Below are 15,222 nucleotides of genomic sequence, written 5' to 3'. Positions count from 1 at the left end.
TAAAGACAACCCCTTTATTTGAGATTAACTCACAAAGGGTTTGTCTTCAGTCTGAGCCCAGTTACTGGAAGTAATTGGGCTTTTACTATTTTAAACGAAAGGTACAATCGGCATCATGATCATTAATAACACCAATAGCTTGTAAGTAGGAATATATAGTTACTGAACCTACAAATTTAAGACCATAATTTTTTAGGGAACGAGCGACTTCATCACTTAACTTTGAAGCTGTCTTAGGTTCTTTCTGACTTTTTGGTCTTAATACTAGCTGTCCGTTGGTGAAATGCCAGATATAATTATCAAAACTACCAAAATCTTGCTGAATTTTGATAAAAGCTTGAGCGTTGGTTATTGTAGCTTCTATCTTACCGCGATGACGAATAATCTTTTCGTTTTTTAATAAAGCCTCAACTTTATCTTCTTGATAATTGGCTATCTTTCGGTAGTCAAACTGATCAAAAGCTTGTTCAAAAGCTTGTTCTTTAGATAAAATTAGTTGCCACGACAAGCCGATATGAAACGTTTCTAACACCAACCATTTAAACAAAAGTAAATCATCATGTTCTGGTTTTCCCCATATTTTATCATGATACTGAATATAATAATCAGGCTTATTCGCTACCCATTGGCATCTTTGCATTTTTACCTCCTACTGGAAAATCATAAGCACTTGACGAATACCATAAATTAATAATCCAATCATAAAAAAATAATTTAATTCTTTAGTTAATACAAAAAAAGCAAGGTATTCTCTTAAAATAGCAAAAAAACCATGACCAAATTGGGTTCTTACCCCGACGACTCTTAAATCAAAACCGAAGCGCCAAGCATAAAGATAAGTCCTTAAAAGGTGAAAGTAACTTGTTACAATGAGCGTCTTCCCACGTTCAGGAAAACAATCATTTAAAAGCTCTTGAATATTAATGAGATTTTCTCTAGTCGTTCGAGCCTGATCTTCAATAGTAATGAAGTGATGGTCAATACCATTAGCAATTAAAAATTTCGCCATTTTTTCAGCTTCTGAAGCAATATTTTCGTGACTATTTCCCCCACTGACAATTAAATGCAGCTTTTGACCTTTTGCTCTACTTTGTTTAAAAATTTTTAATGCCTTTTTTAATCGATAAATTAAAGTCTTGTCCATCTCACCGTTCGCTGTTAATTGGGCGCCAAGAACTAATAAAATATCATTAGATCGCATTTTAAACTTAAATAGTAACAAGAGAAGGTTGAGAACAATAAAAAGAAAAAAATTAATAATTAAGTACATAGCCACTAAGGTATAAATAGCTAAGAACCGAGTCATATAATAGTTTCTTTGTATAACAACCCATGCTGTAAAAATAACAATCCCAACAAAAGTAAAAGAAATCGTCAAATTAAAAAAAATACGCATGCCTGATAGCGAACGGTCATCTTCTATTCGACTTAACATTAAATAGGCTAACAACAAAAGAAAAAAGGGAATAATGATAGCAATTCCTGAACTTGAAAAATACAATAAATAGCGCATAAGTGATAATAGATACCATCTTGATTCATTAAGTATCGCAAAAAAAACTATCAGGAGTGAAAAATAAAGCAAAGCAATTAATGAGACTTTGCGCCATTTAAAAACGTAGACCAAAACGGATGAGACAAATAAAATGAAAGACAGAAAATACAACAAACCGCTCAGTCCTTTCTGTCGAGATCCAATTCATGATAAGCCGCATAAATTTCTTGTTTTTTGATATTTTGTGTTTGGGCAACCTGTTTAATGGCTGCTTTGGCTGAAAGTTTCTCTTTATCCATTAAAGATTGAACCTGGTCTTTATAGCTTAAGTCTGGATTGAGTAGCGTTTGCCTTTGATCTAATTGACCCATAGACTGCAACAAAAGGACACATTCACCTTTTAAAGAATGCTCCTCAAAATGATTGATTAGTTCTTGGCTTGTGCCTCTAAGATATTCCTCAAACTTTTTACTGATTTCACGAGCTACAACCACTTTTGTATCCGTTCCTAACAGCTGATTAATTTGCTGAATAGATTGCTTTAATCGATAGGGCGACTCGTAAAAAATAGCCGTTTCTTTTCGCCTTCCGATATCTGTTAGTAACTCAACTTGCTCATTTTTACTTCTTGGAAAAAAGCCATAATAAGTAAAGGTGTTTGCAGGTAATCCTGAAGCAACCAAAGAAGTAATGGCGGCACTCGCTCCTGGAAGGCTTATTACGGCTAATGAATTAGCCAGTAGGGATTGTACTAGAGGATGGCCAGGATCGTTGATTAGTGGCATACCAGCATCTGAGACTAGGGCAACCGTATGTCCCTCTCCAATATAGGCCGTCCACTTATCTACTTCCGATTGATTCGAGTGGTCGTGGAAAGAAAACATTCTTGTTTTAATATCATAATGCTTCAACAAAATTCCTGTTTTTCGCGTATCTTCAGCCAAGATTAGATCGACTTCTTGAAGAATTCTAACCGCTCGAAAAGTCATATCTTCTAAATTACCTATTGGAGTAGGAACCAAGTAGAGACAAGAGCTTTCTGTTTGATAACTCTTTTGAATATTCAAAATGCACTCACTTCCTTTAAGCTTAAATCTCTTTGTAAATGACAAATCAAATGCTGACTGTAATCTTTAATAATATAAACACCCTTATCAAAATTAGCCATACCGTTTTTAGCCAAGTAATATTCTTTTTTGGGACGATTTAACTGTTTGAAATGGTACTCCGCAGACATCGCTAAAGACTTATTCGGCCACTTTTCAACATAGATTAGTTTTAAAGGCTGCCGCTTTTTAACGCGAGTATACTTCGCTCCTTTGCCCTTATTATGAGCTTCTAACCTTTGCCTAAGATTGGTTGTAAATCCTCCATAAAGTGTTTTGTCATGACAGTATAAAACATAAAAGTAGAACCCTTCATCATTAATGATTTCCATAGTAGATCTCCTGCATCATAGGGGTATAGGATCCATCTTCTTGATGTACGATAATTGCAGGTTCAACTCGAACGCCTTGTCTTCCTCCCCTGGCAATGGCCTCTACCAAGACACTATTGGCATTTTCAGCTTGTTTTGGATGGACAAAGCAAAGGCGTTTGATAGCAAAGTGATGATTTAATAAACTCATCATTAGATCGTCTAATCTATTTGGGCGATAAACAATAAATAGCCTGCCTTTTTGCTTAAGTAATTGGCTCGCTTTGCTCACCCATTCATCTAAAGTTAAGTGAATTTCATGACGAGCAATAGCATGATAAGGATTAGAATGTAATTTAGCTGCCTCATTGAGCGAAAAATAAGGAGGATTACAGCTGATAACATCTAATCGCTGATTATTTGCTTTTAATTGCCTTAAATCCCCCTGGATGATTTCAATTTGTTCTTCTAAACCGTTTAATCGAACCGATCGTTTTGCCATATCTGCAATATCTGCTTGCAACTCAATAGCTTGAATTTTAGCATCTGTCCGATGCGATAAGAGTAGAGGAATGATGCCACCGCCTGTACAAAAATCCATTATCCTTGAGGAAGAGGACCGCTGATTGAATGTGATAAAATTCGCCAGCAAAACGGCATCCACAGAAAAAGGAAAGTAATTTGGATTTTGTATTACATAACGGTTTTCTCGAATCAGAAAATCAAGTCGTTCTTCATCTTTCACCAATCGTATTTGTTCATCAGTCAGTTTTGGCATAAACAGTTCTTTTGTCATCTATTGCTCTCCTAAAGAGTCAATAATGTCTTGACAAAAGATACATTCTTCATTGGTTTCACGCTTACTACCAAAATAATGATGACAAATATGAATACCATCATTATAGAAGGCTTGAAGACGAGCTTGCCCACTTTGACGATGCTCAAGCGTTTGCTCTGATTTATCAATAACTTGATTTTTTTGATTTTCCTCATCTTTTAATGGCTTAATTTCTATTTGCTCAACTGCTTGGTACTGCTGCATCCTTAACCGATTGTTTTCATTAGTTAACCGTGTCACTTCTTCCGACAAGGTGTTAACCGTTTCGAACAATTGATTCAGCTCTTGGTTAACTTGCATAAGAAGTTCTTCAATTTTTATTTCAGACATGCTAACACCTCTCTTCATATTACTTCCATTCACACATTTTAATCGCTAAGCGCTCATAGGCCAACTGTGGTGTGACATTAAACAAAAGGAGTTTTTTACTATCCATTAAGAGCTCATTCATTCTATGATAGCTTGTTTGACTCATTTGATGATCGATTCTCTCTTTAATTCTATTTACCCTCTTTTGTAAACTTCCTAAGTGGTTTTCTTTAGATGGATAGTGACTCAATAACAATTGGGCATTCAACCAATTTAAATAATCGAGACCATCTTGGCCTTGATTATAATTAAGATAGGGTTTTAAATGTTGCTGAATGGCGACAAAAGCATAAGGGTTTTCTTGTATCAATAACTGATAAAAATATTCCATGGCTTTTAGCCAAGCTTCGAAAGACTCCGCCTCATAGTCATCCATTAAATTCTCCAAGCGATTGGCTGATAGCTTTAACATTACTCTTGCATGCTGATCACGAATACCTGCTTGCACCATCTGATCAATTTGAGAGTGTTCTTTATCATCTTCCAAGATCACTTCCTGAACTCTCGATTGAATAGTCGGTAGTAATTGTTCAGCCTGACGACTAAATAAAAAGATATAAACATTAGGACTTGGTTCTTCCAAAAAAAGTAAAAGAGCATTGGCTGCTGCTGGGCCCATTAAATCTGCCTGCTCAATCGTAGCAATTTTAAAATCAGCCTCAATCGGACTCGTTCCTAACCATTCTTTTAGCCCTCGGATCTGATCCACTTTGATGCTACGCCCATCGGGTTCAATAGTCATATAATCTGCAAACTGACCCCTAGTAATTCTCTGACAGTCCATGCAATTTAAACAAGCCCTTCCTTCTGCATCAAAATGCTTACAAACAAGGGCTTGAGTAATTGTATCCACTAATTCTTTTTTTGCTGGGTTTAATTCGCCAGTAAATAAATAAGCGTGAGCGAGTCGCTTATGTTGTATCAATAGATTAAAATGCTTTTTGGCAGCTTCTAACCGCATAGACTCCCTCTTTCAAATGCTTGTCTCTTAGAAATGGAAGAAACTTTCAATAGGTAGAACAAAAACAGTCGCTCCACCAACTTCAACTTTTAATGGGTAAGTATTTGAAACTTCCAAATTCATATCTAGATGGATAGGTGTTGAAATATATTGCTCACGAGACTGACATGAAGCTTTAATAACTTCAAGCACTTCCTCAATTCGCTCATCTTCTACTCCTAATAAGAATGTTGTATTACCTGAACGAAGAAAACCTCCAGTTGAAGATAATTTTGTCGCACGGATATCATTTTCTAATAAAGCCTTCCCCAAAACTTGTTGGTCTTGATCTTGCACGATCGCTACTAGTAATTTCATATTATCCCTCCTGATGTATTATTACTTAATCATACCACGTTTTTTTAGAGTTTCGAAGCACTCCAAGCTAACTTGTTCTACACTTTGATTACCATCAATTACCACAATATTTTCCCATTGAGGTATCAAGTCGAGATAGGTTTGTCTGACTCGTTGATGAAAGGCAAGTGCCTCCCGATCGAGGCGATCATACTGTCTACTACCACGAGCTTTCTCGATCCTCTCCAAACCTATGTCAGCAGGAACATCTATTAAAATGGTAAGGTCTGGTAAGTGGTCTTCAATGGCGAACTGGTTAATCTGCCAAACGGCCTCTAAACCGATTGCTCTTGCAACGCCCTGATAGACTAATGAAGACAGCACAAAACGGTCACTAATCACCATTTTCCCCGCTTGAACATTGGGTAAAATTGTTTCACTCAAGTGTTGCCGACGACTTGCTGCATATAGTAAGGCCTCTGTTCGATAGTCCATAGCTGTATTATTAATATCTAAAATGAGTTCGCGAATTTGCTCAGCTATCGGGCTGCCCCCTGGCTCTCTAGTAAATACTGCTTCTACACCTTCTTTTTCAAGCATTGGACCTAAAACTTTGATAATCGAGGTTTTCCCTGATCCATCTGGTCCTTCAAACGCAATAAACTTCCCTTTTGGCATTTGATACTCCTTTATTATAACTCTCTTCGGCCTTCAATGGCACGAAAGAGGGTCATTTCATCTGCGTATTCGATATCGGATCCCACTGATAATCCATGAGCGAGACGCGTTACTTTTATGCCGGCCGGCTTAATCAACCTTGATAAATAAATGGCTGTCGCTTCACCTTCAGCAGTGGCATTAGTTGCCACAATAACTTCTTTAACTTCTTCATCTTGAAGTCTCTTTATTAGTGAGGCAATATTTAAATCCTCAGGTCCTGTGCCTTCCATAGGCGAGAGTACACCTTGCAGAACGTGATAGCATCCGTGAAATTCTTGCATTTTTTCCATCGACATCACATCACGACTATCTTCAACAACTAAAATAATCGATCGATCTCTTGACGAATCACTACAAATCATACATGGGTCTGTATCAGTAATGTTCCCACAAACCGAACAATATTTAAGATCACGCTTAGCGTTTATCAAGGCCTGAGCAAAGTAAGAAACATCTGCTTCAGACATTTCTAAAACATAAAAAGCTAGACGAGCGGCTGTTTTACTTCCGATACCTGGTAATTTAGTGAAGCTATTTATTAATTTGGCAATGGGTGATGGATAATCCATTCCAACTCCCCCTTTCTTTTCTTACTACTAGAAAGGCAAGTTTAGCCCTTTGGTGAATTGGCCCATTTGATCTTGTGTTGTTTGTTCAACTTCTTGAATCGCATGGTTAATGGTTGCTAAAACTACGTCCTGCAACATTTCGATATCTTCTGGATCAACTAGTTCTGGTTTAATGGTTAATTCTTTGATTTCTTTTTTACCAGTCATAACCACTTTAACTAATTGTTGTGCATCCTCCACCATAAATTCTTTAGCTTCTAGTTCTTTTTGTGTTTTCTCCATCTCTTTTTGCATCTTCTGAACTTGCTTCATCATATTGTTCATATTTGGCATCATTTTGCATCTTCCTTCCATTGTTTCACTATTATTGTAAAATTTGTCTTTTATTTCGACTACGCTTCAATTATAGCATACGGCAATAACTTCTTTCGACTACAAAAGAAGTCTTTTATAATCAAATTAAATAATTCAAATTCACCTCAACTCATACTCCACCTCATACCATTCGTAAAGTATTAATAAACCAAAAGAATCCAAGCGCTTAAACACTTGGATTCTCTATTGACTAACGATCAATTGTAATTCATATTATTTCAGCAGTAAAAGTGATACTTAAAGAATTAATTAAATTCATCACCAACTAATTTTCTTAACGATCATTGTAAATAGTGATATTTTCTTCACCAAAGAGTTCGATGGCTTTTTGGACCGCTGGATTCTCTTGCTCCTGAGTATCCTCTATATCAAAAAATCCCGTTTGCCCATCCGCCGGTTGAATACTTGAACTTTCTCCCTCTTCAATATGGTGAATTTGACTCCGTTGGAATAAAGCTGCTACATCTTCTGCCGGCTCAGGTAATTGAGCTTCAATTGATTCTAACTCTTCATTTTGAGGCCTATTTTTTTCAGTTTGATCAATTTCTGATAAATTATCCTGATTAATGTGACCTGGGGGATTGTCCTGCGAATCTGTCTGATCATTTTGTAGCGAATCAATAGTTCCTTCTGACGGAGTTATACTTTCTTGAACTTTTGATAACTTTTTAGCTAGTTCTATCGGCTTTCTACCATTTTGTTCAAACAAGATTTTGTAATCCCTTCGAATACCAGACCAATCAGCCTGCCACAAATAAGTGAAGTGAATCGCCTTACCTAAACGCTGACTCGCTATATTATTCACCTGATCCATTAAATGACTATCATGTTGAACAATCGCGCATAAATTTTGGTCTTCGAAGGAAATCAAAGCGCAGTCTGGCCCTGCCGCTAACGGTCTAGTATTATTCAAGCGAACTCTTTGGTTAGGAGCTAGTTCAGCTAAAATAGCTGACCACTCTTTTTTTAAATGGTTAATATCTTCTTTAGTTGCTTGATTCAAAACATTATAAATCGCATGTAAGTCGACCACATAATCTTTTTGAGCAAAATCAGGCTTTTTACGCGGAGTTAATTCCGTTTGATTATTAACTCCTTGAGTAGTACTTTTTTGATTATTTATAAGTTCAGCAAGTAATTTTTTTTGTTTTTCTAGTTCCTCTTGTAACAGTCTAATCTGACTTTCTATCTGTCCAGACATTTGAGGCTCTACTTGCTCTACTTCTTCTCTTAGAAGTAGGTCCTGCCCTAATTGTGCTAATTGAACCGTCATAACTTCTAAATAAACTTCTGGTTGTGTAGAAAAACGCATCTTATTTTGCGCTTGATTCAAAAAGTCAATTAACTGATAAAAGAATGCTGGCTCAACATTTTCTTTCAATGGCTGTAATTCTTGGTCAGTTAGCAGTGTATGGTTCTTAATTGAAAATAAACTTAAAAGGACATCTCTAGCAAATAAAATCAGTTCTTCAATAAATCGCCCAGCCTGTTTTCCCTCTTGTAATTGTTCTTCCAAGATCTGCAAGGCTTCTTCTACTCGTGATTGAGCAAGCGCTTGAATATATTGAACATAAACGGTTTGAGCAAAAGAACCGGATACTAACAAAGCCGTTTCAAGTTCTAGGTGATCTTGCCCATAAGAAAGCGCTTGGTCTAGTAGACTTAGAGCATCCCGCATTCCACCGTTAGCTGCTCGAGCAATAACTTTCAACGCTTCAAGATCATAGTCTTGTTGGTCATGGTCCAAAATATATTGCATCCTTCTAATCAAATCAAGGTCTTTAATCCGTTGAAAGTCAAAGCGCTGAGTTCTTGATAAAATAGTGGCCGGTATTTTATGAGGCTCCGTCGTCGCAAGTATAAAAATTACATTGGCAGGAGGCTCTTCTAATGTTTTTAAGAGTGCATTAAAGGCACCAGTTGTTAACATATGAACCTCATCAATAATATATACTTTATTCTTGGCACGTGTAGGAGCATAGCGAACACGGTCTCTCAGGTCACGAATTTCATCAACTCCGTTATTCGATGCCGCATCAATCTCAATCACATCACTAATCTCTCCTGAAGTAATCCCTTGACAAATAGAACATTCATTACAAGGATTTCCATCCGTTGAATTAGGACAATTGACCGCTTTTGCAAGTATCTTAGCAACAGAAGTTTTACCCGTTCCTCTTGGACCTGAAAAGAGATAGGCGTGGCTTAATTGTTGTTTAGCAATCGCATTCCTCAAAGTTTGGGCGATCATTTCTTGCCCGACTAATTCATCAAAAGATTGCGGTCGCCAAACACGGTATAATGCCTGATAACTCATTATTTATAGCCTCCTCCATTTAGTAAACTTATTATATCGAATTTGTCACTGATTGGCGAATGCTTTTAAAATCTGCCTAAATAGATACTCTAAAATTCAAGATTTTAATCTTCACAATTTATGGTAGAATATAGCTTGTGAAAATGATTAGAAGGAGCGAGTTTATGTCCACACTAGAAATCAAAAATCTACACGTAGAAATTGAAGATAAAAAAATATTAAAAGGTGTTAATTTAACAATTAACACTAATGAAGTGCATGCTATTATGGGACCAAACGGAACAGGTAAGTCTACTCTTTCACAAGCTATCATGGGGCACCCTGACTATACAGTTACACAAGGCCAAGTGCTACTTGATGGTGTTGACCTCTTAGAAATGGAAGTCGATGAGCGTGCTAGAGCCGGTCTGTTTATGGCCGTTCAATACCCAAGTGAGATTTCAGGTGTTACTAATGCCACTCTTATGCGTGAAGCCATCAACTCACGCCGTAAAGAAGATGATCAGATGCCTATTTTTGAATTCTTAGACAAATTAGATGCAAAAATGGCGCTTTTAGATATGTCTGATGAAATGGTTGAACGTTATGTGAATGAAGGATTCTCAGGGGGCGAAAAAAAACGCAATGAAATCCTTCAAATGTTAATGATCGAACCTCGTTTTGCTCTCTTAGACGAGATTGATTCTGGCTTAGATATTGACGCTTTACAAGTTGTATCCAAAGGCATCAACTCTTTACGTGGTGAAGATTTTGGCGCTTTAATTATTACACACTATCAACGCCTTTTGAACTATGTTGAGCCAGATTTTGTTCATATTATGATGGATGGACGCATCGTGAAATCAGGTGGATCTGAGTTAGCCCTAGAATTAGAAGCTAAAGGGTATAAAGAGATAGCTCTCGAAAACGGCATTGAATTAAATGAAGAGTAGGTGAAAAGATGACTCAACAATTATTCGCACCAACTGTCAACTGGCTTAAGGATATCTTTGACCAAAGTCAACAAGCATTCGAGAATACAAGACTTCCCACCATCGAACGAGCGAAGATCGAAACCTGGCCTTTATTTGTTGAAGCTCAAAGTAGGCCTTCAGTAGCTGAAAGAAAATTAGCTACTCATCCGGACCTTATCATTGCTGATTGGCAAAGCGCTCAAACTGATCACGAAGAACTTTTAAAAAAGTATTTATTCCAAGCAGTTCCTGCTAATCAAGATAAAGTTTCTGCTTTCCAATTAGCTCATTTAAATCACGGCACCTTGATTTATGTTCCTGATAACTATCAAGGCAATGAAACCTTTGAATGGGAGCAAAATTTCGATGATGGAGCCCATCAATATCTACTACTTGCCGTTGGCAAAAACAGTCAGTTTACTTTTTTTGAAAAACTAAAACAAAATCAAGTGGCTAACCATAGTCAAAGCTACACAGTAGAAATCATCCTCGAAGATGGAGCAAACTTGCATTATATGGCTATTGATCAAACGAAAACCGACCAAGCTAGCTATATTCGTCGCCATGCTTTGGCTAAGAACGACGCTCATATTCAATGGTCAATTGGTTCATTTAATGATGGAGCAACGATTGTCGATTTAGCTTCTATTTTAAAAGGTAAAGGTTCACACGCTCATTTATCCGAAGTGGCTATTTCTAATCAAAACTTTAAACAAATTTTAGACACCAAAATCAGTAATTATGGCAACCATTCCATTGGACACATTAACCAAAGAGGTGTTGCCTTAGACCAAGCAGTCCTGACAATGAATGGTATTGGCAAAATTTTCAAAAATGCTAAAAACGCGGATGCTCAACAAGAAAACCGTTTACTCATGCTCTCTGATCAAACCCGTGGTGATGCTAACCCCATTCTTTTAATTGATGAATTTGAAGTGACTGCAGGACACGCTGCCTCCGTATCCAAGGTAGATGACAGTCAATTATGGTATTTAATGACTCGTGGAGTAAATCGCACTAAAGCAGAATATCTAGTCATCCGTGGCTTCTTAATGCAAACTTTAAATCAAATTAAAGATCCTGAGAGAAGACAAATGATGATTGATGCTTTAGACCAAAAATTAGAAAGCATAAATTCAGGTGATAGCCTTGACTAGACAAAATCTTTTAAAAGTTCGTCAAGAATTTCCTATACTCGATCAAATCGTTAATGATGAGCCACTTATTTACTTTGATAATGCGGCGACTTCCCAGACCCCTCAATCAGTGGTCGAGGCAATTGTTGCCTATTATCAACAGGATAATGCCAATGTTCACCGTGGCGTACATACCCTAAGTGAGCGCGCTACCCAAGCCTTTGAAAAAGGTCGTGAAAAAATTGCGGCTTTTGTCGGGGCAGAAGCCAGTGCCTGCATCTCATTTAGCTCAGGGACAACCGATAGCATCAACAAAATTGCTCGTGGACTCATCGAACCACGCCTTCAAGATAGAGATATCATACTCACAACGCGCTTAGAGCACCATTCCAACCTAGTGCCTTGGCAAGAAGTATGTAAACGCACCGAAGCTAAGCTCAAATTTATGGACCTAACTGCTGATTATCAAGTGGATGTAGAAGCTTTATCACGTAAGTATAAAGATCAGCCAGTCAAAGCAATTGTTATTCAACACTTTTCAAATGTGTTAGGTGTACAGCAACCCATTCAAGCTCTCAGTCAATGGGCCCACCAACATGGTGCCCTTTTGATTGTTGATGGCGCTCAAGCCAGTCCACATATTCGTTTACATTTGAAGGAATGGGAAGTTGATGCCTATGCATTCTCAAGCCATAAAATGTATGGTCCGATGGGATTGGGGATCACCTATTTAGCTAAAGAACATCATGAAAGCTGCTTACCGGTTAGCTTCGGTGGTGAGATGATTCACCTAGTAGAGGATACTCAATCCAACTACAAACAAGCTCCATGGAAGTTTGAAGCCGGCACCCAGGCAATCGCTCAAGTGGTTGGGTTGACCCAAGCAATTCAGTGGATTGAAGCTATTGGCTTTGATCAAATTCAAGCCCAAGAGAAATTATTAGGCGATAGACTGTATCAAGGAATGAAAGAGTTAGAGGACGTCGTTCTTTATACTCCTGAATCGGCTAAAAGTCATGGTATTCTTTCTTTTAATATTAAGGGAGTCCATCCGCATGATGCTGCAACAGGCTACGATCAACTAGGAATCGCAGTCCGAGCAGGACACCACTGTGCTCAACCCTTGATGCGTCTGCTAGAAACTCCAGCCACTTTAAGAGCCAGCCTGATGGTTTATAATACCCTTGAAGAAGTCGACCGTTTTATAGAAGCTACCAAAGAAATAAAGGAGTTTTTCACTTATGGCACTTAGTCGATTAGACCAACTCTATCGTACGATTGTACTTGACCATTCTTCAAACCCTCATCATCGAGGGCATTTAGAAAAACCTACCCATCAAATGCAATTACTCAACCCAACTTGTGGTGATGCCATTACTGTGGATATGATTGTTAAAGATAATCAGATTGAACAAATTGCTTTTAATGGTGAAGGTTGCACCATTTCTATTTCCTCAGCCAGTATGATGACCGATTTAATGCTTGGTAAAACGGTTGATGAAGCCATCCAATTAGTGCATGACTTCAATCAATTAGTAGGTGGAACAATCGGTAACGATGAAGAAGAAAAAGATGAAGCTGAATTACGCAAACAATTAAAAGATGCAGCTATTTTGGCTGGCGTCAAAAATTTTCCAGCCCGTTATAAATGTGCCATTCTTTCTTGGCGAGCCGTCGAGTACGGACTCGATCAAAACCGCAATGAACAATTGCTCCATCAAGATGGCATTGAAAGAAAGGAAGATGAATAATGTCAGAAGTTCCTGTATTAGGTGAATACGAATACGGTTTTAAAGACGATGCTAAAATCCTCTTTTCGACTGGAAAAGGACTTAATGAGCAAGTCATCCGTACGATTTCAAAAGAAAAAGATGAACCCGAGTGGATGCTTGACTTCCGGTTAAAAGCTTATGAAACTTTCCGCAATAAAAAAGTCTCTACCTGGGGCGTTGATTTATCTGATTTAAATTTCGACGATTATATCTACTATCTAAAAGCAACCGACCAACCTGTTCGTACGTGGGATGAGGTGCCAGACAAAATTAAAGAAACTTTTGAACGTCTAGGTGTGCCAGAAGCCGAACGGGCTTTCTTAGCTGGAACCAGTGTTCAGTATGAATCAGAAACCGTATATTCGCGAATGAAAGACGAAGTGGATAAATTAGGCATAATCTTTACCGATACCGACTCTGCTTTAAAAGACCATCCCGAACTTTTTAGAGAACATTTTGCCTCAGTCATTCATCCCAATGAAAACTTTCAAACAGCCTTAAACTCAGCTTGTTGGAGTGGTGGATCTTTTATCTATATTCCTAAAGGGGTTAAAGTTGATATGCCACTTCAAGCCTATTTCCGTTTAAACAATTCGAGTGTGGCACAATTTGAACGCACCTTAATTATTGTGGATGAAGGGGCGAGCGTGCATTATGTGGAAGGCTGTACTGCTCCAACTTATTCCGCCACTTCCATGCATACTGGGGTGGTGGAAATCGTTGTTAAGAAAAATGCAACATGTCGCTACACAACCATTCAAAACTGGTCCAATAATGTCTACAACCTAGTAACACAGCGTGGAACAGTTGCTGAGGGTGGTACCTTGGAATGGGTAGATGGTAACTTAGGCTCTTATAAAACGATGAAGTACCCTTCCTGTCGCTTAAATGGCGAGGGAGCTAGAGGAACTGTCTTATCCATTGCCTTTGCCGGCGAGGGACAACATCAACATTCTGGAGCTAAAATCTATCACAATGCTCCAAACACTTCCTCAACCATTGTTTCCAAATCGATTGCTAAAGATGGGGGAAATGTCGATTATATGGGGCAGTTGTACTTTGGCCCTGAAGCAGATGGGGCTAAATCCCACGTAGAGTGTGACACCATTATCATGGATGAAAAATCAAAATCAGATACCATCCCTTTCAATGAAGTCCATAATTCTAATGTCTCATTAGAACATGAAGCGAAAGTGTCGCGTATTTCTGAAGAACAGCTCTTTTACTTAATGAGTCGTGGTATTAGCGAAGAAAAAGCGACTGAAATGATCATCATGGGCTTTGTCGAACCTTTTGCCAAGGAATTGCCATTGGAATATGCTGTCGAGTTGAATCGTCTGATTGCTTATGAGATGGAAGGTAGCGTGGGTTAAATCTCTATTAAATGATTTAAATTGTTATTTATTTTAAATAAGTGTTGACAATTCATCAAATAAGGAACATACTGTGTCTTGTAATAAAGAAATAAGTTCATTAAGACATTTTCATTCAACCATGTAAAATCTTCTTTTTAATTATTTAGTTATTGCAATACAAAGTGCTTAAGAGGCACACAGGAGGATTTACATTATGAACACAGGTACAGTAAAATGGTTTAATGCAGATAAAGGTTTTGGTTTCATCGAAGGTCAAGACGGAAATGATGTTTTTGCACATTTCTCTAACATTCAAGGTGATGGCTTTAAATCTTTAGACGAAGGTCAAACAGTAACATATGACGTAGAAGCTGGCCCACGTGGCAACCAAGCTACTAATATTGTTAAACTATAATTAACCTTATCAAAGGCATCCCTTAGTGGATGCCCCAGATTGAAGACAAACCCTGCTTGAGTTAATCTCAAATAAGGGTTTGTCTTTGTTTGGCTCTATGTCAAATAGGGCTGTATCATAAGTCTCAAACCGAAAAACCACTATAAACGTTGTTTAAACAACACCGAACTTTTTTAACTTAAGAGAAGAAAAAA

The 15,222-nt window shown here is 37.8% G+C and carries 18 protein-coding genes; 6 read left to right on the top strand and 12 right to left on the bottom strand.

Annotated elements, in window-relative coordinates; all coding sequences use genetic code 11:
- Positions 1-85: 85 nt before the first annotated feature.
- The 12 genes from ACQV2G_RS08420 to dnaX form a co-directional block, all read right to left on the bottom strand.
- Positions 86-640, bottom strand: a complete 555-nt coding sequence (locus tag ACQV2G_RS08420; protein ID WP_428876596.1) for a DNA-3-methyladenine glycosylase I — start codon at positions 638-640, stop codon at positions 86-88.
- A gap of 9 nt (positions 641-649) precedes the next feature.
- Positions 650-1,501, bottom strand: coding sequence for a YdcF family protein (locus ACQV2G_RS08415; RefSeq protein WP_428876595.1), 852 nt, complete (start codon positions 1,499-1,501; stop codon positions 650-652).
- A 173-nt stretch (positions 1,502-1,674) separates the two neighbouring features.
- On the bottom strand, positions 1,675-2,562 hold the full coding sequence (rsmI, locus tag ACQV2G_RS08410; protein WP_428876594.1) for a 16S rRNA (cytidine(1402)-2'-O)-methyltransferase: 888 nt from the start codon (positions 2,560-2,562) through the stop codon (positions 1,675-1,677).
- Positions 2,559-2,933 carry a GIY-YIG nuclease family protein gene (locus ACQV2G_RS08405; RefSeq protein WP_428873117.1) on the bottom strand — a complete coding sequence of 125 codons (375 nt, stop codon included), beginning with the start codon at positions 2,931-2,933 and terminating at the stop codon, positions 2,559-2,561. Before ACQV2G_RS08405 ends, rsmI begins: the two co-directional genes overlap by 4 nt.
- Entirely contained in the window at positions 2,920-3,708 is a 789-nt protein-coding gene (locus ACQV2G_RS08400) for a tRNA1(Val) (adenine(37)-N6)-methyltransferase (protein WP_428873116.1), read from the bottom strand. Before ACQV2G_RS08400 ends, ACQV2G_RS08405 begins: the two co-directional genes overlap by 14 nt.
- Positions 3,709-4,080, bottom strand: a complete 372-nt coding sequence (locus ACQV2G_RS08395; protein ID WP_428873115.1) for an initiation control protein YabA — start codon at positions 4,078-4,080, stop codon at positions 3,709-3,711. It abuts the gene before it with no gap.
- 19 nt (positions 4,081-4,099) lie between these two features.
- Positions 4,100-5,080, bottom strand: coding sequence for a DNA polymerase III subunit delta' (locus ACQV2G_RS08390; protein ID WP_428876593.1), 981 nt, complete (start codon positions 5,078-5,080; stop codon positions 4,100-4,102).
- 27 nt (positions 5,081-5,107) lie between these two features.
- The gene (locus ACQV2G_RS08385) at positions 5,108-5,437 is read right to left on the bottom strand and encodes a cyclic-di-AMP receptor (RefSeq protein ID WP_428873113.1); all 330 of its coding nucleotides are present in this window, start codon (positions 5,435-5,437) and stop codon (positions 5,108-5,110) included.
- A 21-nt stretch (positions 5,438-5,458) separates the two neighbouring features.
- The gene (tmk, locus tag ACQV2G_RS08380) at positions 5,459-6,094 is read right to left on the bottom strand and encodes a dTMP kinase (RefSeq protein WP_428873112.1); all 636 of its coding nucleotides are present in this window, start codon (positions 6,092-6,094) and stop codon (positions 5,459-5,461) included.
- 14 nt (positions 6,095-6,108) lie between these two features.
- On the bottom strand, positions 6,109-6,705 hold the full coding sequence (gene recR, locus ACQV2G_RS08375) for a recombination mediator RecR (protein WP_428873111.1): 597 nt from the start codon (positions 6,703-6,705) through the stop codon (positions 6,109-6,111).
- Positions 6,706-6,732: 27 nt separating this feature from the next.
- Positions 6,733-7,038, bottom strand: coding sequence for a YbaB/EbfC family nucleoid-associated protein (locus tag ACQV2G_RS08370; RefSeq protein ID WP_428873163.1), 306 nt, complete (start codon positions 7,036-7,038; stop codon positions 6,733-6,735).
- A gap of 316 nt (positions 7,039-7,354) precedes the next feature.
- A complete protein-coding gene (gene dnaX, locus ACQV2G_RS08365; RefSeq protein ID WP_428876592.1) occupies positions 7,355-9,397 on the bottom strand; it encodes a DNA polymerase III subunit gamma/tau in 2,043 nt (680 codons plus the stop codon).
- 164 nt (positions 9,398-9,561) lie between these two features.
- Here dnaX and sufC point away from each other — a divergent pair, with 164 nt between their 5' ends.
- From sufC to ACQV2G_RS08335, 6 genes are all read left to right on the top strand, one after another.
- Positions 9,562-10,329: a Fe-S cluster assembly ATPase SufC gene (gene sufC / locus ACQV2G_RS08360; protein ID WP_428873109.1), complete on the top strand. Its 768-nt coding sequence runs from the start codon at positions 9,562-9,564 to the stop codon at positions 10,327-10,329.
- Between the two features lie 8 nt (positions 10,330-10,337).
- Positions 10,338-11,507 (top strand): SufB/SufD family protein, encoded by a 1,170-nt coding sequence (locus tag ACQV2G_RS08355; protein ID WP_428876590.1) that lies wholly within the window; start codon positions 10,338-10,340, stop codon positions 11,505-11,507.
- A complete protein-coding gene (locus tag ACQV2G_RS08350) occupies positions 11,500-12,738 on the top strand; it encodes an aminotransferase class V-fold PLP-dependent enzyme (RefSeq protein WP_428876589.1) in 1,239 nt (412 codons plus the stop codon). Before ACQV2G_RS08355 ends, ACQV2G_RS08350 begins: the two co-directional genes overlap by 8 nt.
- Positions 12,728-13,237 (top strand): Fe-S cluster assembly sulfur transfer protein SufU, encoded by a 510-nt coding sequence (gene sufU, locus ACQV2G_RS08345; RefSeq protein WP_428876588.1) that lies wholly within the window; start codon positions 12,728-12,730, stop codon positions 13,235-13,237. Before ACQV2G_RS08350 ends, sufU begins: the two co-directional genes overlap by 11 nt.
- Positions 13,237-14,631: a Fe-S cluster assembly protein SufB gene (gene sufB, locus ACQV2G_RS08340; RefSeq protein WP_428876587.1), complete on the top strand. Its 1,395-nt coding sequence runs from the start codon at positions 13,237-13,239 to the stop codon at positions 14,629-14,631. Before sufU ends, sufB begins: the two co-directional genes overlap by 1 nt.
- A gap of 196 nt (positions 14,632-14,827) precedes the next feature.
- Entirely contained in the window at positions 14,828-15,028 is a 201-nt protein-coding gene (locus ACQV2G_RS08335; protein WP_428873104.1) for a cold-shock protein, read from the top strand.
- The last annotated feature ends 194 nt before the right edge of the window (positions 15,029-15,222 follow it).

Origin of the sequence: Facklamia sp. P12955, assembly GCF_050409565.1 — a bacterium.
Lineage (GTDB): Bacteria > Bacillota > Bacilli > Lactobacillales > Aerococcaceae > Facklamia.
The sequence above is the reverse complement of the archived record's forward strand: the minus strand, read 5'-3'. Positions and strand labels throughout refer to the sequence as shown.